This is a genomic window from Geodermatophilus sp. SYSU D01186 (assembly GCF_054050215.1).
Window position 1 is genome coordinate 45,948 of sequence record NZ_JBJGYW010000005.1, and the last position, 18,230, is coordinate 64,177.

20 protein-coding genes are annotated in these 18,230 nt (G+C 75.4%); 11 read left to right on the plus strand and 9 right to left on the minus strand.

Translation table 11 applies throughout. From position 1 onward, the window contains the following. The first annotated feature begins 158 nt into the window (after positions 1-158). On the plus strand, positions 159-686 hold the full coding sequence (locus ACI784_RS05390) for a potassium channel family protein (RefSeq protein WP_457012735.1): 528 nt from the start codon (positions 159-161) through the stop codon (positions 684-686). 103 nt (positions 687-789) lie between these two features. Here ACI784_RS05390 and ACI784_RS05395 read toward each other — a convergent pair whose 3' ends face one another. Beyond that, positions 790-2,481: an SHOCT domain-containing protein gene (locus ACI784_RS05395; RefSeq protein ID WP_457012736.1), complete on the minus strand. Its 1,692-nt coding sequence runs from the start codon at positions 2,479-2,481 to the stop codon at positions 790-792. Positions 2,482-2,617: 136 nt separating this feature from the next. Between ACI784_RS05395 and ACI784_RS05400 the strand changes: the two genes are divergently transcribed. From ACI784_RS05400 to ACI784_RS05410, 3 genes are all read left to right on the plus strand, one after another. Beyond that, complete coding sequence (locus ACI784_RS05400) at positions 2,618-4,480, plus strand: glycoside hydrolase family 15 protein (RefSeq protein ID WP_457012737.1); 1,863 nt, start codon at positions 2,618-2,620, stop codon at positions 4,478-4,480. A gap of 87 nt (positions 4,481-4,567) precedes the next feature. Further along, positions 4,568-4,930: a carboxymuconolactone decarboxylase family protein gene (locus ACI784_RS05405; RefSeq protein WP_456922543.1), complete on the plus strand. Its 363-nt coding sequence runs from the start codon at positions 4,568-4,570 to the stop codon at positions 4,928-4,930. A gap of 47 nt (positions 4,931-4,977) precedes the next feature. Next, positions 4,978-6,384, plus strand: a complete 1,407-nt coding sequence (locus tag ACI784_RS05410; RefSeq protein WP_457012738.1) for an MFS transporter — start codon at positions 4,978-4,980, stop codon at positions 6,382-6,384. Positions 6,385-6,433: 49 nt separating this feature from the next. Here the strand turns inward: ACI784_RS05410 and ACI784_RS05415 are convergent, their stop codons facing one another. The 3 genes from ACI784_RS05415 to ACI784_RS05425 all read right to left on the minus strand — a co-directional run bounded on the left by ACI784_RS05415 (position 6,434) and on the right by ACI784_RS05425 (position 7,659). After that, positions 6,434-6,808 (minus strand): PLD nuclease N-terminal domain-containing protein, encoded by a 375-nt coding sequence (locus tag ACI784_RS05415; protein WP_456922545.1) that lies wholly within the window; start codon positions 6,806-6,808, stop codon positions 6,434-6,436. A gap of 85 nt (positions 6,809-6,893) precedes the next feature. Next, complete coding sequence (locus ACI784_RS05420; RefSeq protein WP_457012739.1) at positions 6,894-7,355, minus strand: hypothetical protein; 462 nt, start codon at positions 7,353-7,355, stop codon at positions 6,894-6,896. Between the two features lie 73 nt (positions 7,356-7,428). Continuing rightward, the gene (locus ACI784_RS05425) at positions 7,429-7,659 is read right to left on the minus strand and encodes a hypothetical protein (RefSeq protein WP_456922547.1); all 231 of its coding nucleotides are present in this window, start codon (positions 7,657-7,659) and stop codon (positions 7,429-7,431) included. A 334-nt stretch (positions 7,660-7,993) separates the two neighbouring features. Here ACI784_RS05425 and ACI784_RS05430 point away from each other — a divergent pair, with 334 nt between their 5' ends. Both ACI784_RS05430 and ACI784_RS05435 read left to right on the plus strand, forming a co-directional pair. Next, positions 7,994-8,395, plus strand: a complete 402-nt coding sequence (locus ACI784_RS05430; protein WP_457012740.1) for an SHOCT domain-containing protein — start codon at positions 7,994-7,996, stop codon at positions 8,393-8,395. Positions 8,396-8,429: 34 nt separating this feature from the next. Continuing rightward, on the plus strand, positions 8,430-9,038 hold the full coding sequence (locus ACI784_RS05435) for an Rv1733c family protein (protein WP_457012741.1): 609 nt from the start codon (positions 8,430-8,432) through the stop codon (positions 9,036-9,038). Between the two features lie 32 nt (positions 9,039-9,070). On the opposite strand, the gene ACI784_RS05440 is transcribed toward ACI784_RS05435, so the two are convergent. The 4 genes from ACI784_RS05440 to ACI784_RS05455 all read right to left on the minus strand — a co-directional run bounded on the left by ACI784_RS05440 (position 9,071) and on the right by ACI784_RS05455 (position 13,532). Beyond that, positions 9,071-9,595 (minus strand): DUF6325 family protein, encoded by a 525-nt coding sequence (locus ACI784_RS05440; protein WP_456922550.1) that lies wholly within the window; start codon positions 9,593-9,595, stop codon positions 9,071-9,073. A gap of 143 nt (positions 9,596-9,738) precedes the next feature. Further along, complete coding sequence (locus ACI784_RS05445) at positions 9,739-10,185, minus strand: DUF7144 family membrane protein (RefSeq protein WP_456922551.1); 447 nt, start codon at positions 10,183-10,185, stop codon at positions 9,739-9,741. 159 nt (positions 10,186-10,344) lie between these two features. Further along, on the minus strand, positions 10,345-10,704 hold the full coding sequence (locus ACI784_RS05450; RefSeq protein ID WP_456922552.1) for a hypothetical protein: 360 nt from the start codon (positions 10,702-10,704) through the stop codon (positions 10,345-10,347). Positions 10,705-10,847: 143 nt separating this feature from the next. After that, a complete protein-coding gene (locus ACI784_RS05455; RefSeq protein WP_457012742.1) occupies positions 10,848-13,532 on the minus strand; it encodes a LuxR C-terminal-related transcriptional regulator in 2,685 nt (894 codons plus the stop codon). Between the two features lie 313 nt (positions 13,533-13,845). On the opposite strand from ACI784_RS05455, the gene ACI784_RS05460 reads away from it, so the two are divergent. The 5 genes from ACI784_RS05460 to ACI784_RS05480 all read left to right on the plus strand — a co-directional run bounded on the left by ACI784_RS05460 (position 13,846) and on the right by ACI784_RS05480 (position 17,830). Continuing rightward, positions 13,846-15,078, plus strand: a complete 1,233-nt coding sequence (locus tag ACI784_RS05460) for a hypothetical protein (protein ID WP_457012743.1) — start codon at positions 13,846-13,848, stop codon at positions 15,076-15,078. Then, positions 15,075-15,581: an RDD family protein gene (locus tag ACI784_RS05465; protein ID WP_456922555.1), complete on the plus strand. Its 507-nt coding sequence runs from the start codon at positions 15,075-15,077 to the stop codon at positions 15,579-15,581. The genes ACI784_RS05460 and ACI784_RS05465 overlap by 4 nt, the downstream gene beginning before the upstream one ends. 59 nt (positions 15,582-15,640) lie before the next feature. Continuing rightward, entirely contained in the window at positions 15,641-16,888 is a 1,248-nt protein-coding gene (locus ACI784_RS05470) for an AI-2E family transporter (protein WP_456922556.1), read from the plus strand. Continuing rightward, the gene (locus tag ACI784_RS05475) at positions 16,885-17,079 is read left to right on the plus strand and encodes a hypothetical protein (RefSeq protein WP_456922557.1); all 195 of its coding nucleotides are present in this window, start codon (positions 16,885-16,887) and stop codon (positions 17,077-17,079) included. Before ACI784_RS05470 ends, ACI784_RS05475 begins: the two co-directional genes overlap by 4 nt. Before the next feature lie 94 nt (positions 17,080-17,173). Then, a complete protein-coding gene (locus ACI784_RS05480; protein WP_456922558.1) occupies positions 17,174-17,830 on the plus strand; it encodes an HD domain-containing protein in 657 nt (218 codons plus the stop codon). 15 nt (positions 17,831-17,845) lie between these two features. On the opposite strand, the gene ACI784_RS05485 is transcribed toward ACI784_RS05480, so the two are convergent. After that, complete coding sequence (locus tag ACI784_RS05485; protein ID WP_456922559.1) at positions 17,846-18,229, minus strand: ATP-binding protein; 384 nt, start codon at positions 18,227-18,229, stop codon at positions 17,846-17,848. Between the last annotated feature and the right edge of the window lies 1 nt (position 18,230).

The following is an 18,230-nucleotide window of genomic DNA, read 5'->3' on the forward strand; positions in this document are numbered from 1 at the left end:
ACGACCGGCACACCGCACAGCGGCCCGCTCACCCGGCGCGGGTGATCCTCGGGGGTCACCGGGACCTCAGCATCAGGCGGATGGAGGGTCCCGCGCGCACCCATCGGCTCCCGGGACCGGGCACAGGGGCCGGCGCGCCGACGGTGTCGCCGTCCGGGGTGCCCGGGCGCCGTCCGCTGCTGGTGGGCGTCGCGCGGACGCTGCTCACCACCATCGGGCTGCTCGTCGTCTACTTCCTGCTCCCCCTCGACCGTGAGTTCACCGCCGGGACGGTCGCCGGGCTGGCCGCCGGCGTGGTGGCCGTGGGGCTGCTGGTCGCGTGGCAGGTGCGGGCGATCCTGCGCTCGCCCCACCCGGCGCTGCGGGCGGTCGAGGGCATCGCGCTGTCACTCCCGCTGTTCCTGCTGATGTTCGCCACCACCTTCGTCCAGCTCTCGGACACCGACCCGGACGCCTTCACCGAGCCCGTCAGCCGCGTCGACGGCCTCTACTTCGTCGTCACCGTCTTCGCCACGGTGGGATTCGGCGACATCGCCCCCGTCAGCGAGGTGGCCCGGGTCCTCACCACACTGCAGATGGTCGGCGACCTGATCCTCATCGGGCTGGTGCTCAAGCTGTTCCTCGCCGCTGTCGACCGCCGCCGCCGGGCCACCGGCGACCCGGGGTCGCCGGTGGACGCGGGCTGAGCCGCCGAACGCGGGCTGAGCCGCCGGGCCACCGGCGACGCCGCCGGCCGCGAGCTGAGCCGCCGGGCCACCGGCGACGCCGCTGGCCGCGGGCTGACCGGGGTCACACGCCGAGCAGCCGGGCCTTCTCCTGCCGGAACTCCTCCTCGGTGAGGACGCCGGCGTCACGGGCGCTGCCCAGTCGCACGAGCAGGTCGAGGCGGTCGCTGAGCGCGGTCATCGTCTCGGGGGTGAGCGCCGCCGGCACCAACCGCTCCGGCTCCGGCACAGCTGGGGCAGGAGCGCCCACGGCCGGTGCGGCCGCCTCGACCGCGGTCGCGACCAGCGTGCCGCCGGCCGCAGCCTGCGTCGCGCCGCCGGACGGCACGGCCCCGCCGGACGGCACGGCCCCGCCGGAGGGCACGGCCCCGCCGGACGGCACGGCCCCCGGCCGCGGCGGCGGGACGACGGCCACGGTCGCCGGGACCGCGCCGGCGGCGCCGTCGGGCCCGGCCGCCGCAGGGACGGCGGTCCCGATGGACTCCGCCGACGCGGGAGCCGACGCGGGAGACGACGCGGGAGTCGGCGCCGGCGCCCGGTTCTGGAGCCACTCGAGGGCACCGAGGTAGAGCGCGACCAGGGCGGCGATCCAGATCAGCACGGACAGCGTGGGCGCAGGCCAGAAGAGCAGCACCAGCGCGCCGATGGTGATGCCGGTCCACCGCGCCGGGCCGAGGTGCGCCTGCACGACCCCGCCGAGCCGGGCCGACCGCTCCGGCAGGTCCAGCCCGTCGGCGAAGCCGCGGGCCCAGACCGACACCCGGCGGGTCCAGGGCTCGCCGGCGGCAGCGGCGGCCACGGCCGGCTCCGCCCCCTCGGCCGCGGCGGCCGCCCGGGCCGCCTCCCGCCGCTGCTGCACCCGCGCCCGCGCGGCCGCGACGCCGCGCCGCGCGCCGGCCACGATGCCCAGCCGGCCCCACACGAGGGTCAGCACGAGGACCAGCAGCACGGCGGCGAGCAACCACAGCGTCCAGGACCGCAGGCTGGCGGCGAGCACGTCGTAGACCGCCCCGACCGCGTCCCGGTTGCCCTCCCGGGCCTGCGTGACCAGCAGCCCGCGGCCGATGCGGAGGGCCAGCAGCACCAGCAGGGTGAGCACGGTCGTCGTCACCGCCCACGCGCGCAGGGTGCTGCGTCGGCGCCGGGAGGTGCCCAGCGCGCCGGCGAGCGTGCCCAGCGCCAGCAGCCCCAGCCACCACCAGACCGACCTCAGCAGGTCGATCGCGGTGTAGACCTGGGGGGCGTCGGCCGGGGTCAGGATGGTGATCCCCACGTCGTCCGGCAGCAGGTCGAGGATCTGCCCGGCGATGCCGTCCCTCGCGGAGTCGGGGACCCGGTCCTTGGCCTGGCCGAGGGTGAAGCGCACCGCCTCCCCGGCGACCAGTTGGTCGTGCGCGGAGGTGAGCGCGGCCTGGGTCAGCGGCCGGAAGGGGTCGTTGGTCAGCAGCCGCTGCACGCCGGTCGCCACAAGCGAGCGGACGCCCTCCTCCACGGTCGGCCGGAAGCTCTGCAGGCGGGGCGGGAGGAGGGTGAGCGCGTCGTCGACGGCCCGCTGCACCTCCGGGTTGCTCATCACCGTGGACGTGACACGTTCGGTGATGAGCGCCTCCACCTGCGGCAGGTCCACCATCGTCTCGACGTTGGTGACGAAGACCTGCGTGTTGACCACGTTCCGGCGGGTCCACAACGAGGTGCTGGCCAGGACCAGTGCGACGGCGCTGACCAGGACCAGCAGACCGACGACGAAGCGGCGCATGGCCCTCTCCCCTCCCGTGGGCCGGCGGGCGCGGGTGCCCGGCGACGGCGGCCCAGCCTGGTTCCGGAGGACGGCGCGACTCATCACCCCCGGGGGATGAGGCGTCCGGCGACCCGCGCGCAGCACGGTCGCCGGCATGACCGAGACCGCCATGCCCCCGATCGCCGTGCCCGAGACCGCCATCGCCGACCACGGGCTCATCGGCGACCTGCAGACCGCCGCGCTGGTCACCACCGACGGGTCGATCGACTGGTTCTGCGCCCCGCGGTTCGACTCCCCCAGCGTCTTCGGCGCGCTGCTGGACGACGAGCGCGGCGGCCACTTCCGGATCCGCCCGGCGGGCATCGAGTACACCTCCAAGCAGATGTACCTGCCGGACACCGCCGTCCTCGTGACCCGGTTCTTCACCGAGGCCGGGATGGGGCAGGTCGTGGACTTCATGCCGCCGGCCGGCGCCGTCGCCACCGACACCCACCGCATCGTGCGGATCCTGGACTGCGTCCGCGGCCGGATGACCTTCGCGATCGACGTCGCCCCGCGCTTCGACTACGGGCGGCAGGCGCACCGGGTGGACGTGTCGGCCGACGGCGCCGTCCTCACCGCCAACGGGCAGCAGGTCACCCTGCACGTCGTCCGCGAACCCGACGACGAGCGGCTGGCCCAGCTCCGCCTCGGCGACGCGGACCTGCACGCCGAGGTCACCCTGGAGGCGGGCCAGACCCGCGGCGTGGTGCTGGAGTACGGCGGGGACGGCCGGCCGCGGGAGGTCCGGCCCGCCGAGGTCCGGGCGCTGTTCCAGCAGACGGTCGACTTCTGGCGCGCCTGGGTGTCCCACTCCACCTACCGGGGCCGCTGGCGGGAGGACGTCCAGCGGTCGGCGATCACGCTGAAGCTGATGACCTACGCGCCCAGCGGCGGCCTCGTGGCCGCGCCCACCGCGGCGCTGCCCGAGCAGGTCGGTGGGGAACGGAACTGGGACTACCGCTTCACCTGGGTGCGCGACGCCTCCTTCTCGGTGCACGCGCTGCTCAAGCTCGGCATGACCGAGGAAGCGGCGCACTTCGGCCGCTGGATGGGTGACCGCATCCGCGAGCGGGTCGGCTCCGACAGCGGACCGCTGAACATCATGTACCGCATCGACGGCTCCTCCGACCTCAAGGAGGACGTGCTCGACCACTGGCGCGGATACCGCGGTTCGGCCCCGGTGCGCATCGGCAACGGGGCGGCCGAGCAGCTGCAGCTGGACATCTACGGCGAGGCGCTGGACAGCGTGTACGCCGCCCTCCGGGCGGGCCTGCCGCTGCCCCACCAGGGCTGGACGGCGATCGCCCGGGTGCTGGACTGGCTGGCGGACAACTGGGACCAGGACGAGGAGGGCATCTGGGAGACCCGCGGCGGCCGGCAGCCGTTCACCTACGGGCGGGTGATGAGCTGGGTGGCCTTCGACCGCGGCATCCGGATGGCGGCCCAGCACGCCCGGCCCGCCCCGCTGGAGCGCTGGACCACCGAGCGGGACCGGATCTACCAGCAGGTCATGGAGCGGGGCTTCCACTTCTCGCGGCAGGCCTTCGTCCAGCACTACGACACCGACGTCCTGGACTCCGCGCTGCTGCGGATGCCCACCGTCGGGTTCATCGACGGCCGCGACCCGATGTGGACCACCACCCTGGCGGCGATGGACGGCGAGCTCGTGACCGACAGCCTGGTCTACCGCTACGACCCCGAGGCCTCCCCCGACGGGCTGCGCGGCTCGGAGGGCACGTTCTCGCTGTGCACGTTCGCCTACGTCGACGCGCTCACCCGCGCGGGACGGCTGGACGACGCCCGCACCGCCTTCGAGAAGATGCTGACCTACGGCAACCACGTGGGCCTGTACTCCGAGGAGATCGCGCTCACCGGCGAGCAGATCGGCAACTTCCCCCAGGCGTTCACGCACCTGGCCCTCATCGACGCCGCGACCACCCTCGACGCGGCCCTCGACGGGCACCCACCCCGCTGACCCGCTGCCTCGTCCTGAGCGGGTGAGGACGGGCGTCCGCCGTCGCATCGACCCTGGACGCCCATCCACACCCGTCCAGGAGGAGCCATGACCCAGACCGCACCCGACGACGCACTCGGCCGCATCGCCCAGGGCGACGCGCCGGTCCTCGAGACGCTGCTCGCGATGAACCTCGACGCGGCGGAGCGGTCGGGGCTCGACGCGGAGACCTACCTGCTCGTCCGGCTCGCCGCCCTCGTCGCCATGGACGCCGCGCCGGTCTCCTACGCGATCACCCTGGGCGCCGCCGCGGAGGCCGGACTGACCGCGGAGAAGGCCCAGGCCGTCCTGGTCGCCATCGCCCCCGTCGTCGGCAGCGCGCGGGTGACCGCGGCGGCCGGCGCGATCCTGCGCGGGGTCCTCGGTGCGGCCGCCCTGGCCGACCAGGTCCCCGAGCAGCGCAGCTCGTAGTACGACCGCACACCGCCGCCCGGCGCCGATCCCGCGGAGGACCCACCATGACCAGGACCGGTGCCGGCGCGGCGACGACGACGGCGGGGGCCGTGGTCCTCCCGCTCGCCCTCGCCCAGTTCATCGCCAGCTACGCCGCGTCGAACATGAACGTCGCGATCACCACGATCGCCGACGACCTGGACACCGACGTGGCGGGGATCCAGACCACCATCACCCTGTTCACGCTGACGATGGCGGCGCTGATGATCCCGGGGAGCAAGCTCACCGACATCTTCGGCCGCAAGAACTGCTTCATCCTCGGTCTGGTCATCTACGGGGCCGGCGCGCTGCTGGCCGCGCTGTCCCAGGGCCTGGGCATGCTGACCGTCGGCTACTCGCTGCTCGAGGGCGTCGGCTCGGCGCTGCTGATCCCGCCGATCTACATCCTCATCACCGTGGTCTTCGACGACCTGAAGACCCGCGCCAAGTGGTTCGGCGTCGTCAGCGGCGCCGCCGGGCTCGGCGCCGCCGCGGGCCCGCTGATCGGCGGCCTGATCACCAGCTACGTCAGCTGGCGGGCCTCGTTCCTGCTCCAGGTGGTCGTCGTCGCGGCGATCGCGCTGATGGCCCGCCGCATCGACGACCCGCCGCTCCCGGCCGAGCGGCCGCGCTTCGACCTCCTCGGCGCGGTGCTGTCGGCGGCCGGGCTGTTCTTCCTCGTCTTCGGCGTCCTGCAGACCAACTCCCACGGCTGGGGCAGCGCCCGGGTGTGGCTGTACATGGCCCTGGGCGGTGTGGTCCTGGCGGCGTACTTCCTGTACGCCCGGGCCCGCGAGCGCGGCGGTCGCACGCCGCTGGTGTCGGTGCGGCTCTTCGGCAACCGGACGTCGAACCTCGGGCTGGTCACCCAGACCGTCCAGTGGCTGGTCATGCAGGGCTCGTTCTTCGTGATCTCGGTGTTCCTGCAGCAGGAGCGGGGCTACTCGGCGATCCAGACCGGGCTCATGCTGGTGCCGGCCACCGTCGGCATCCTGCTCTCCTCCGCGATGGCGCAGCGGATGGCGAGCCGGCACCCGCAGCGGCTGCTGATCCGGTCCGGCTTCACGCTGACCGTCGGGGGCCTGGCGCTGCTGCTGGCCCTGGCCCGGGTGGACTCCGCCGTGTGGACCTACTGGCCCGGTCTGTTCCTCATGGGGTTCGGCGTCGGGGCCATGCTCACCGCGTCGGTCAACGTCGTGCAGTCGGCGTGGCCGGAGGAGGTCCAGGGCGACATCTCCGGCGTCTCCCGGAGCGTGTCGAACCTCGGCTCGTCGCTGGGTGTCGCGATCGCCGGCTCGGTCCTGGTGGCGGCGGCGGCCGGCGGGAACCCGCCGTTCCTGACCGCGATCGTGGTCGTGGGGGCCTTCGCCGTCATCGGGTGGGTCGCCGCGCTGCTGCTCCCCCGCGCACCGCGCCCCGTCCCCACCACCTGACGCACGACAGCGGCACCCCGGCCGGGGTGCCGCTGTCGTGACGGGCCGGTCAGCGGGGCTGCTGCGGCACCATGCGGTCGTACTCCTCGCGGGTCACGGCACCGCTGTCCAGCAGGTCCTGAGCCGTCGCCCGCTGCCGCGGCACCGCGTCGGCCGCCACCGACCGGATGTAGGCGTCGGTGGCCTCGCGCTGCCGCTCGATCGCGCGCTCGGAGCGCTCGGCCATCGACCGGCCCTGGGAGATCAGGTACACGAAGACGCCGAGGAACGGCAGCAGGATCGTGAACAGCACCCAGCCGGTCTTCGCCCCGCCCCCGATGTCGTGGCGCGAGAAGAGGTCCGCGTAGACGCGGAACAGCAACCAGAACCACAGGACCCAGCAGAAGAAGAGGAACATCGTCCAGAAGATGTCGAGCAGCGGCATGGGTCCTCCCTCGTCGGCGCGTGACCGCAGCGTGGCCAGGCGGCGCGCACTGCTCATCACCCCGGTGGGATGACCCCCCCAGGGCTCAGCTGCCGCGCTCGCGGGGCGCGTCCGGGAGGCCGGACAGCGCCGCGGTGAGGAAGGGCCCGACCAGCCGGCCGGCGTCCTGGTGCGCCACCGCGATCTCCAGCCCGTAGCCGTCGTGGGAGGTGAACCGGAGGGCGACCGGCTGCCGCCCCAGCCCGCGGACCTCGCCGGGCCCCAGGTCCTCCACCGTCACGTCCCGGGCGATCCCGAGGGGCAGCGGCGTGACCCAGAGCCGGAGCGCGCCGGACCGGAGCAGCAGCACGTCGTCGACCCAGGCCGCGCGCGTGCGCCGGACCGCCCAGCGCGCGCTGTACCGCCGGGACCGTGAGGTCGGCGGTCCGACACGGCACCGGAAGGACGCCAGGTCCCGGGTGAAGCGGACGCGAGCCCACACGGCCACCACGAGGACCGTTCCGCCCACGAGGACGACGGCGCCGAGCACCGCCAGGAGGGGGGACATCGGGCACCACGCTCCCTCGCGCGAGGGCCGGCCACGCGCGTGGCCGGCCGATGGGTACGCGGCCGGGTGCGGTTCACGACGAGCGTTCGACGTGGGGCTCCGGCCCGGTCGTGCGGACCTCCAGGAGGTCCAGGCCCAGGCTCCGCAGGCGCTGGAGCATCCCGTGCAGACCGGGCTGGTCCGTGGGACCCGTCCGCAGGATGGTCAGGGGCGGCTCCTCGCCCAGGTCCTCCGCGCCGATCTCCTCGAGGAGTTCGGCGGGGACCGGTCCACGCACGCGCAGCTCGTACACCTGGCGTCCCATGCGCTGCTCCTTTGCTCGAGGCGCGTGCTCCGCGGGACGGGATCGGTCGCGGACGCAGCTCACCGAGCCGGACGACCACCGCAGCCGGGACCCCGGGGACGCGGGAGGTCCGGTCCGACTGACTGAGCCTCGTCCGCCCGGCCGCCGCTCTGCCTCGTCCTGCACGGACGAGGCGACACTCTCGCCCGCGGATTGCCCGTCGGGCCCGGTGACGACCCCGCCGCCAGCCGGCCGGCTCCACCGCCGGGCGTCGGAGAGTCATCCGGGCGGGGCGATGGTCCCCGTGCGCGGCGTCCGCATGCTGGCGGGACACGACCCGTCCCGGAGGTGGGCCATGGTCATCGCCGCCGACGACTACCCGCTCGTCGACCTGCTGTGGACCTTCGTCCTGTTCTTCGCCCTGATGGTCTACTTCTGGCTGCTGATCACCGTGTTCGGCGACCTCTTCCGCCGCCGGGACGTCTCCGGCTGGGGCAAGACCGGCTGGGTCGTCTTCGTCGTCGTCCTGCCGCTCATCGGATCGCTGACCTACCTGATCTCGCAGGGCCGGTCCATGGACGACCGGGCCGCGCAGCAGGCGGCGGTGCTCAAGCAGCAGGCCGACGACCACATCCGCTCGGTGGCCGCCCCGGGGTACCGCGGGGTCGACGAGATCGCCCGGGCGAAGGCACTGCTCGACCAGGGAGCGATCAGCCAGGAGGAGTTCGAGCAGCTCAAGCGGCGCGCCCTGGTCTGACCACGACGGTCCCGCTCGAGGGGAGGGCCGCGGGATGACCGGGCCGGAGGACACCTGGCTGCACCGCTCGCTGCGGCGGTTCGCCCTGGGCTCAGGGCCGCTGAAACGCGGTTCGGACCGCGTGGAGGTCGCCGGCCGGCTGGTCGTCGCCGCCTCGCTCGTGGTGGCCCCGCCGCTGGCGGTGGCCGCGACCACCGTCGCCACCGACCACCTGGAGTCGCTGGCCGCGGTGCAGGCGGCGGAGCGGCACCCCGCCTCCGCCGTCCTGCTCGAGGACGCCCGGCGCGTGGACGGCGCCGACGTCACGGACCCGGTGTCGACGGCCGTGCCGACGCCGGCCGTCTGGACCGCCCCGGGCGGGGCCTCGCACGAGGGCGAGGTGCAGGTCCGCCCGGGCACCGCGGCCGGGACCGCCGTGCCGGTGTGGGTGGACGACGACGGCGACCTCACCTCGCCGCCCCTGGACGCGGCCGGCATCCCGGCCTCGGCCATGGCGGTGGGGGCCGTGTTCCTCATCGGGGTGCCCCTGGGGACGTGGACGCTGCACGTCGTCCTCTGCTGCGCCCTGGACGTCCAGCGCGACCGCCGCTGGGAGCGGGGCTGGGCGGCGGTCGAACCGGACTGGGCCACCCGGCTGCTGTGAACCGGCCGCGGGGTGCGGCCCCCGCGCCCCGGTCAGCCCACGGGGCCGGCCGGCTGACGCGACGGATCGGCCGGCTCCCGCGGCGCGGGCGGCCGCTGCTCGTCGGCCTCCAGGGCGTCGAGCGCGGCCACGAGCGCCTGGACCGGGATGTGCCCGGACGCGACCAGCTGACCGCCGGAGCGCCGCAGCGCGGTGGCGAACGGGGTCGCCCAGACGTTCTCGTAGACGAGGATGCCCGCCGCGGTCCCGGGGTCCAGCGCCGCCGCGGCCTCGGCGAGGTCCTCCGCCGCCAGGAGGCCCGAGGCCGCGCCCTCGAACAGCAGGGCCTCGATGACCTGCATCCGCTCCAGGTCGACCTGGGTGAGCGTCGTGACGGTGCCGTCGGGGTCCTTGCGGAGGAACACCAGGTCGAGGATGCGGATGATCCCCCGGTCGACGAGCTCGACGAGCAGGGGGAAGGCCTCGCCGGTCATCCGGTCGGTCGGGAAGGCCACGACGATGTAGTCGACGGGTCCCATCTGGTCGAGGTCGGGGGTCTGCTCCAGGTCTGCGGTCATGTCTCCCCCAGGGGACGAGGAACGGTGTTCGGCGTCCCCACGGTGCCGGGGCCGCCGGCCCCCTACGTCACCCGGCGCGGACGATCCGGGGACGACAGCGGGCGCCCGCCCCCGGAGGGACGGGCGCCCGCGCCAGCAGCGGTTCAGCGGTATTCGCTCTTGAGCTCGCGCCCGTGGACGATGATGGCGTAGATCACGATCACGTCCAGCGTGATCAGGATGACCGACCACACGGGATAGGCGGAGATGAACGCCAGGTTCACCAGGGCGCTCAGGAACGCGATCCCGACACCGACCACCCGGGCGGCCATGTTCCCGGCCAGCAGACCCACGCCGGCCAGGACGGCCACGATCCCGAGGATGAGGTGAGCCCATCCCCAGGTGTTGTAGTCCACGTTGACCACGAGACCGTTCGGGCGGACCAGGTAGAAGCCGTCGTCGAACAGGGCGATGAGCCCCTCGATCGCCTGGAACGTCCCCACCATGATCAGCATGACACCGCCGAAGACGACCCACCCCGCCCAGGCGGTGGGTCCCGGCTCGTAGCGCTCGTCAGTGGCCGGCGAGCGGCCGCGCGAGGTGTCCGTCATCTGCCTGTCCTCCTTGGTCCGCCTCCGACCCGGGGCCGGCGGTCGGGTTCTGGGTCGTGTGCGGCAGCAGCCTGCGACCGCTGCCACGGCCCGGCATCGTCCGCACCGCATGAACCGGCCGCGGCTGCCGGTGCGGCGCCCGCCCGGGGAGGAGCCGGGTCAGCCCCGTCCCGTCCGGCGGCGCGGCCCCCGGTCACACCTCGGGGCCCGAGCGGCGGGCACGCCGGCTCGGGGCCGCAGGGGGACGACGACGCCGTCGCCGGTCTCCTCGGGCCGGCGGGCCGGCCCCTGCCCGTCGCGGCCCGGCTCGGTGAACCGGCGGATCTCGAGCAGGTCCACGTCCCGCTCGGTCAGGCGGTGCACCACCTCGGTGAGGTCGCAGTCGGCCGGGACGCGGAAGCGGAACACCGTGTTCCGGGGTACCGGCGTGGGCTCGACCGGCACCCCGAACGTCGCGAGGGCCGCGGGGCTCACGACCGTCTCCACTCGTAGCTCGTACCGGTTCGGCTCCGCCTGCATGGCCACCGCTCCTCCGTCCGCCGCCCCTGACCGGCCCGCCGCCGGGCTTTCTGGCTCGCGCCGGTCGTGTGGTCGTCACCGGCGAGGGTGGGGCGGCTGCCGGTCCCTCGCCTCGTCCGCCGTGCATGAGGCCGCCGGAGAGGTCAGAGCAGGCCGCGCTCCCGAGCCCGCCGGACCGCCTGGTTCCGCCGGCTGACCGCCAGCTTGCGCAGGATGCTGCGGATGTGCGTGCGCACCGTGTTCACCGAGATGAACATGGTCGCCGCGATCTCGGCGGTGGACAGCATCTCCGCGAGGTGCTGGAGGACCTCCATCTCGCGGTCGCTGAGGTCCTGGACCACCTCCGCCGCCCCGTCCGTCGCGGTGGCGCGACCCTCGCCGGGGTGCGGCTGAGCGGTCGACGAGGGGCTCAGCCACGCGGCAGGCTCCTGCAGCCGGGGGTGGGTGCGCAGCAGGCGGCGCGCCTGGGGCGGGGTGTCGATGAAGGGCCAGCGCAGCAGCTCCGGCCGCGCGAGCTCCAGCGCCACCGCGAGCTCCTCCGCCGCCGCCGTCACGCTGCCGCCCTCCAGCAGCTGGCACGCCCGGATCACGGTGCCCTCCACCGCGGCGGCCGGGTGCCCCGCCCGCTGCGCCTCGGCCGGCGTCGCGGGATCGGGGTCCCCCGACAGCAGGCCGACCGTCGCCTGCAGGCGACGCCGCCACGGCTCACCGGTGCCGCCGTCCCGGAGGATGGCGAGCCCCTCCTCGACGTGACCCCGCGCGACGGCGAGCCGGACCACCTCGCTGACGACCTGCTCGGCGACCCACCGGGGCAGCCGGGGGCCGCGCAGGTACGGGCTCAGGCACCGCTCCGCCGAGTCGTGCTCGTGCCGGAGCCGGAACAGCTGGCTCTGCAGCACCGCGACCACCGCCGCCTCACCGCCGGCGGACGCGCGGTCGCGAAGTCGGGCGCGCGCCCGGCCCAGCCACTCCCGCGCCTCGGCGAGGGCGTAGCGGCGCAGGTGGACCCAGGCCAGCGTGGTCGCGGCGGCCGGCTCCCGGTCGGCCTCGTCCCGGCCCTCCTCCCCAGCCAGGGCCTCGGCCTCGGCGGCCAGGTGCGCGGCCCGGCTCAGGCGGCCCTCCAGCGCCTCCAGGAGCGCCAGGTGCGCGACGGTGCAGCCGCGCAGCCGGCGTGAGGCCGCCGCCTGGGCCGCCGACGCGGCGGCACGCAGCCCGGAGGTGAGTTCCTCGGAGGGCGCGTCCGTGCCGAGGGCCGCGAGCGCACGCCGCGTGCTCAGCACCGCGGCGCACTCCCGCCGCTCGCGCCGGTCGTCGTCGGGCAGCTCGGCCACCAGCGCCGCGGCGGCGTCGGCGTCGGCGAGCAGTGCGCCCGGCTCGGCGCCCGCTGCGGCGTCCGCCGTCAGGATGGTGAGCGCGGCCGAGACGCGCAGCGTCGTGCGGTCGCCCTCCTCACGCGCGGTCGCCACGGTGGCGAGGTCGGCCGGGGTGGGGGCGCCACCTCGGGCCAGGGCGACGGCGGCACGGATGACGGCGGCCTCCGGACCGGGGAACCCGGTCGGCAGCGACTGCAGCCCGCGCAACGCGGGGTCGGACCCGTGGGCGAGGAGGCGCATGACCAGCAGGTCGTCGATGAGCAGCCGCGTGGCGAAGCCCCAGTCCTCCGCGGCCACGGCGTGCCCCACCGCCTCCGGTGCCCGGCCCGCCGCGGCGTACCAGGCCGCGCAGGTGCGGTGCAGCGCGGCGACCTCGCCCGGGTGGTCGTAGGCCAGCTGGGCCTGCAGCATCTCGCGGAACAACGGGTGGATCCGGAACCCACCGGGTGCGCCGGGTGCCTCCTCCACGAACGCGTTGGCGCGGGCCAGCCCCGCGAGCACGCGCCGGCCGACCGGACGGCCGCAGAGCCGGTCCACGAGGTCGGGCCAGAGCTCCGCGGTCACGCTGACCCGCAGCAGGAAGGTCCGGACCCGGGACGCCTGCCGCTGCAGGACCTCCGCGAACAGGTACTGGGCCACGCTCCCGTCGTCGTGGGCCAGGGACGTCACCAGGCGCTCCGGCGGCGCGCCCTGCTTGAGGGAGGCGGCGGCCAGGCGCAGCCCGACCGCCCAGCCCTGCGCCTCCACGCACAGCGCCGAGGCGGCCTCGGGCGACACCGGGGCACCCATGGCGGTCAGCAGCTCGTGGGTCTCCTCGGGCGTGAAGGCCAGGTCGTCGCCCCGGATCTCCGCCATCGTCCCGGCGAGCCGGTACTGGTGCAGCGGCAGCAACGGGTCGGCGCGGGCAGACAGCAGCAGCCGCAGCCGGTGGCCCGCGTTCCGCAGGAGCAGGTCGAGACCGCCGGTGATCGACCGGTCCGTGACGTGGTCGGCGTCGTCGACGACGAGGACGACCGGCCGGGGCAGCGCGGCCACCTGCGCGGTGAGCCGCGGGACGAACCAGGTCGGCGGCGGCTCCCCGGGCACGAGTGACGGGAGGTCGGTGCACGGGATCCCGGCGGTGGCCAGCGCCCCGACGACGTAGTTCCAGAAGCAGGCAGGGTCGTCGTCGTAGTCGTCCAGCGTGAGCCAGGCGACCGGCCGGCCGTCGGTCTGGGTCCGCAGCCACGTGGACGCGAGGACCGTCTTCCCGGAGCCCGCGGGCCCGCTGAGCAAGGTCAGCGGGGAGCGCTGGACCGCGCGCGACAGCAGGGTGGTCAGGCGGGGGCGGAGCACGGTGGCGTGCGCCGGGTCGGGTGGGGTCAGCTTGGTGGCCAGCAGGCCGGCCGTGTACGACGCAGGAGCCGGCACCGCCGCACCCGGCGGGTGGGTGTGGGTCGGCGACGGACTCGCCATGACGCGTCCTCCAGCGTGCGGTCCGAACCGTCCCCGGTGTCGCCTGCTCCCTCCGGGCGACCCGACCCGGACGTGGGTCGTTCGCAGGCCAGCGTCGTCCGGTCCCCGGCGGCGCCGCAGAGCCGAAGGTCCTCCCGGCCGCCGTGCTGCGGGAACCGGGGGACGGGGACGCAGGACCCGTCGCAGGATGCCGCGCCGCGGCGGGCGACCGGCTCACCCGTTCCGGATGAGGGAGGGCTCCCGCCTCTGCCCGATGCTGGCGGCTCCGACGCACGGGAGGGCGCATGACGCTGACAGTGGACGGCGGTCCCCGGTGGCCGTGACCCCGGTGCACCCGCCCGTCCGGGGCCTCCGCCCGGTCGGGCCGGCCGGCTCCTCCGGTCGGTCCCCGGCCTCCGCGTCCCCGGCCTCCACGTCCGGGGAGGGCAGCGCGACCGCCGACGCGGTCGACGGCGCCCTCGCCGTCCTCGCGGTCGCCTCGGAGCTCCTCCGGTACCTCGTGGAGACGACGGTCCAGGGCCGCTCCGCCCTCGTCGCCCGCCTGCCGCTGACCGCGGATCGTCTCCCGGGAGTCGTCGCCCACCCGGCCTCGGCCACCCTCCGTGCTCTGGGCGGGATCGCCGACCGCGTGGTCCCCCGCGTGGCCCGCGGGGTGCTCGCCCGCCTCGACGTCCCGGCGCTCGTCCGGGAGTTCGTGGACCTGGACCGGCTGGTGGCGATGGTCGACGTGGACGCCGTGGTGGCACGGGTGGACCTCGACGCCGTCGTGGACCGCGTCGACGTCGAGCGCGTCGTGGACCGCGTGGACCTCGACCGTGCCGTCGCCCGCGTCGACCTCGACGCCGTCGTGGACCGGGTGGACGTGGCCCGCGTGGTCGACCGGGTCGACGTCGAGCGCGTCGTGGACCGGGTGGACCTCGACCGCGCCGTCGCCCGCGTCGACCTCGACGCCGTCGTGGACCGGGTGGACGTGGCCCGCGTGGTCGACCGGGTCGACGTCGAGCGCGTCGTGGACCGGGTGGACCTCGACCGCGCCGTTGCCCGCGTCGACCTCGACGCCGTCGTGGACCGCGTGGACGTCGAGCGCGTCGTGGACCGGGTGGACCTCGACCGCGCCGTTGCCCGCGTCGACCTCGACGCCGCCGTCGCCCGGGTGGACGTCGAGCGCGTCGTGGACCGGGTGGACCTCGACCGCGCCGTCGCCCGCGTCGACCTCGACGCCGCCGTCGCCCGGGTGGACGTCGAGCGCGTGGTCGACCGCGTGGACCTCGACGCCGTCGCCGCCCGGCTCGACCTCGACGCCGTCGTCGCCCGGCTCGACCTCGCCGGGCTGGCGCGGTACGTCGTCGAGGTGATCGACCTGCCCGGCCTCCTGCGCGCCTCGAGCGGCTCGGTCACCTCGGAGATGGCGCGCACCGTGCGCGTCCAGGGCGCGGACGCCGACCGGGCGGTGGAGCGGGTCGTCGACCGGCTGCTGCGCCGGCACGGCGGCCGCGGCGCGACGGGCGACGGCGCCGGCCCCGCGGGACGGGAGCCCCTCCCGTGACCCGGGCCGACGAGCGGCGTCCCCCGGACGGCGGGTACCCGTGGCACGACGCCGCGCTACCCGCCGTCCCGCGCTCCCCGGCCGCGGTGCCCGGCGCGCGGGCCGGCCTGGTCACGCGCTCGCTGGCGAACGTGGTGGACGTGCTCGTCGTCGTGCTGCTTCTGGCCGGCGGGTACGCGGCGGTCGCTGTCGGCCGCTTCCTGCTGGGCCCGACCACCTTCACGTTCCCCGCGCCGCCGCTCGCGACGCTGCTGCTGCTCGGGCTCTGCGTGCAGGCGCTCTACTTCGCCGCGACCTGGGCGGAGATCGGGAGCACCTACGGCGACCGGCTGCTCGGCCTGCACGTCGGGGACGACCTGGGCGAGCGGCTGGGCTGGGGCCGGTGCACGGTCCGCGCGGTGCTCTGCGCCTTCTTCCCCGTCGGGTTGCTCTGGGTGCTGGTGAGCCGCAGCAACCGCTCGGTGCAGGACGTGCTGCTGCGGACCTCCGTCCTGTACGACTGAGGCCCGATCACCCTCCCGAGGGGACGCTGCGGCCGACCGCGATCGCCATCGTGGGCGGCATGCCGGAGCCCGAGGTCCGACGCGCCCTGCCGCTGTGGCTCACCGTGGTCCTCGGCACCGCCGGCGCGGCCGTCGCGCTCTGGGGCGTCTCCACCTACGCGGGCTTCCTCGCCCCCGTCCTCCTGGCGTTCGTGCTGGTCGTCACCGTCCACCCGCTCGTGGGCGCGCTGGTCCGCCGCGGCGTGCGGCGGGGCCTCGCGGTCGGGCTGGCCGTCCTGCTGGTGGACGGCGGACTCCTCCTCTTCACCGCCGCCCTCGTCGTGTCGGTCGGCCAGCTCGCGACCGTGCTGCCGCAGTACTCCGACGAGTGGCAGGGGCTGCTGGACGGCGTGCGCAGCGCCCTGACCGCGGCGGGCATCGGCCGGGACCAGGCGGAGTCGATGCTCGGTTCGCTGGACCTCTCCTCGGTCGTCTCCGCCGTCGGCGGACTGCTGGCCGGCGTGACCCGGTCGGTCGGTGCCCTGGTCCTGGTGCTCGCCACGGTGCTGTTCATGACGGCCGAGAGCGCCGGGATGCCCGAGCGGCTGGCCGCGGTGCCCGGCACGTGGCGGCTGCGGGCGGCCCTCGGCGGCTTCGCCCGCAACACCCGGCGCTACCTGGTCGTGACGACCGTGTTCGGCTTCGCCGTGGCCGTCGTCGACACGGTCGCGCTGGTCCTGATGGGCATCCCGCTGGCCCTGCTGTGGGGACTGCTGTCCTTCCTGACCAACTACGTCCCCAACATCGGGTTCTTCCTCGGGCTGGCGCCGCCGACGTTGCTCGCCCTCCTGGTCGGCGGGCCGCGGCTGGCGGTCCTCGTGGTCGTCGTCTACGCCGCGGCGAACTTCGTGCTGCAGTCGGTCATCCAGCCGGTCGTGGTGGGCGAGTCGGTCGGCCTGTCGGTCACGCTGACCTTCCTGTCGGTCATCGTCTGGACGGTGGTCCTGGGGCCGATGGGCGCGATCCTGGCGATCCCCCTCACGCTGTTCGTGCACGCCCTCCTCGTCGTCCAGGACCCCGACCGGCGGTGGGCCAGGGTCCTGCTCGCAGGGCTCTCCGGCGCCGAGCCGGCCGGTGGGCGGGCGCGGGGCGATCGGCGGCGGCGGGCGGACCACGGCGTGCCGGCTCCCCGGGCGGGGTCGTCTGCGCCGGACGATGCCCCGCAGCCGGTGTCGGGGCCAGGCTCGCGACGTCCGGGGACGCCGCAGGACGTCGCGCTCGAACCGGAGAGCGCGCAGCCGGACCGACCGGCGGGAGGTCTGCCATGACGACGGTCGCGCCCAGTCCGGATCGCTTCGGCGTCCTGGACAGCCTCATCGTCCGTGCCCTGGCCGAGCTGCGAGCGGCGCGACGTGCCTGCGGGAGCGGGAACGACCCCGCGCGCCTCGACCGCCGGACGCGGGCGGAGAACGACCTCAACGCCCTCCTGGAGTACCGCCACGCCGCACACCAGCGGTGACACGCCCAGCCACCATCCGCCGCGGATGAGGCGCCGCCGTCGGCGGCCGGGTGTCCTCGGTGTCCGACACCCGCCGGACCGGGGAGAGAAGCGCGTGCCACCGCAACAGGACCGTCCCGGGACGGCGGAGAGGACGCGCCGGGCGACCGACGAGCTCGTCTCGTACCCGCTGATCGTCGACGAGGCCCGCTGGCTGGCCACCCGCCTGCTGTGCCTCTCGGGGCTGCGCTGGCAGCACGCCCGGGCCGTGGCGCGTCGCGCGAGGTCCGTGTCGGCGGTGGTCGCGCCGGCCGACCGGCCCCTGCTGGTCGCCGCCGCCTGGGTCCACGACATCGGCTACGCCCCGAGTGTCCGGCGCACCGGCTTCCACGCCCTGGACGGCGCCCTGTACCTGCGCGACCACGACTGGCCGGCGGTCGTCGTGGGGCTGGTGGCCCACCACTCCGGCGCGCGGTTCGTGGCCGAGAGCTGGGGTCTGGGGGAGCTCATGCGGGAGTTCGACGCCGACGTCCACGGCTGCGGCCCGCTGGCCGACGCGCTGACCTACGCCGACCAGACCACCGGCCCCGACGGCCGGCCCATGCGGGTCGACGACCGGCTCGCCGACATGCTGCGCCGGCACGGTCCCGACAGTCCCAACGGCCGCGCCCACCCGCTGCGCGCGCCGGCCGTCCGCGCCGCCGTCCGCCGGACCGAGCAGCGCCTGCAACGGGTCCGGGCGGAGTCCGACACCCGCGCACGGGCGTGGTGACGCCGCTCCCGGCGGCTACGTGACGGGGACGGCGAGCTCGAACCAGACCGTCTTGTCCGCGCTGCCGCGGCGGCGGCGCGCGCCCCAGCGGTCGGCGAGGGTGGCGACCAGCCGCAGCCCGCGACCGTGCTCGGTGGTGACCGCCGGGTTGCGCAGCAGCGGCTGCCCGGGGCCGTCGTCGGTGACGCCGATCCACAACCGGCCCTCGGCGGGCAGGTAGCGCACGTCCACGACGAACTGGCGCACCCCGGCGTGGCGGATGGCGTTGGTGGCCAGCTCGGAGACCAGCAGCGCCGCGGTCTGGCACAGCGCGGGCGGGACGGAGGCCAGCAGGTCGGTGACGTAGCCGCGGGCGGCCGGCACCGAGTCCGGCCACGCCGTGAAGGTCCGGCTGGTCATG

Coding starts and splice junctions, on each gene's coding strand:
- ACI784_RS05475 (WP_456922557.1), top strand. CDS start 16,885: ATGACGACGGTCGCGCCCAGTCCGGATCGCTTCGGCGTCCTGGACAGC.
- ACI784_RS05470 (WP_456922556.1), top strand. CDS start 15,641: ATGCCGGAGCCCGAGGTCCGACGCGCCCTGCCGCTGTGGCTCACCGTG.
- ACI784_RS05485 (WP_456922559.1), bottom strand. CDS start 18,229: ATGACCAGCCGGACCTTCACGGCGTGGCCGGACTCGGTGCCGGCCGCC.
- ACI784_RS05415 (WP_456922545.1), bottom strand. CDS start 6,808: ATGCCGCTGCTCGACATCTTCTGGACGATGTTCCTCTTCTTCTGCTGG.
- ACI784_RS05435 (WP_457012741.1), top strand. CDS start 8,430: ATGACCGGGCCGGAGGACACCTGGCTGCACCGCTCGCTGCGGCGGTTC.
- ACI784_RS05440 (WP_456922550.1), bottom strand. CDS start 9,595: ATGACCGCAGACCTGGAGCAGACCCCCGACCTCGACCAGATGGGACCC.
- ACI784_RS05410 (WP_457012738.1), top strand. CDS start 4,978: ATGACCAGGACCGGTGCCGGCGCGGCGACGACGACGGCGGGGGCCGTG.
- ACI784_RS05450 (WP_456922552.1), bottom strand. CDS start 10,704: ATGCAGGCGGAGCCGAACCGGTACGAGCTACGAGTGGAGACGGTCGTG.
- ACI784_RS05455 (WP_457012742.1), bottom strand. CDS start 13,532: ATGGCGAGTCCGTCGCCGACCCACACCCACCCGCCGGGTGCGGCGGTG.
- ACI784_RS05430 (WP_457012740.1), top strand. CDS start 7,994: ATGGTCATCGCCGCCGACGACTACCCGCTCGTCGACCTGCTGTGGACC.
- ACI784_RS05405 (WP_456922543.1), top strand. CDS start 4,568: ATGACCCAGACCGCACCCGACGACGCACTCGGCCGCATCGCCCAGGGC.
- ACI784_RS05445 (WP_456922551.1), bottom strand. CDS start 10,185: ATGACGGACACCTCGCGCGGCCGCTCGCCGGCCACTGACGAGCGCTAC.
- ACI784_RS05395 (WP_457012736.1), bottom strand. CDS start 2,481: ATGCGCCGCTTCGTCGTCGGTCTGCTGGTCCTGGTCAGCGCCGTCGCA.
- ACI784_RS05420 (WP_457012739.1), bottom strand. CDS start 7,355: ATGTCCCCCCTCCTGGCGGTGCTCGGCGCCGTCGTCCTCGTGGGCGGA.
- ACI784_RS05400 (WP_457012737.1), top strand. CDS start 2,618: ATGACCGAGACCGCCATGCCCCCGATCGCCGTGCCCGAGACCGCCATC.
- ACI784_RS05425 (WP_456922547.1), bottom strand. CDS start 7,659: ATGGGACGCCAGGTGTACGAGCTGCGCGTGCGTGGACCGGTCCCCGCC.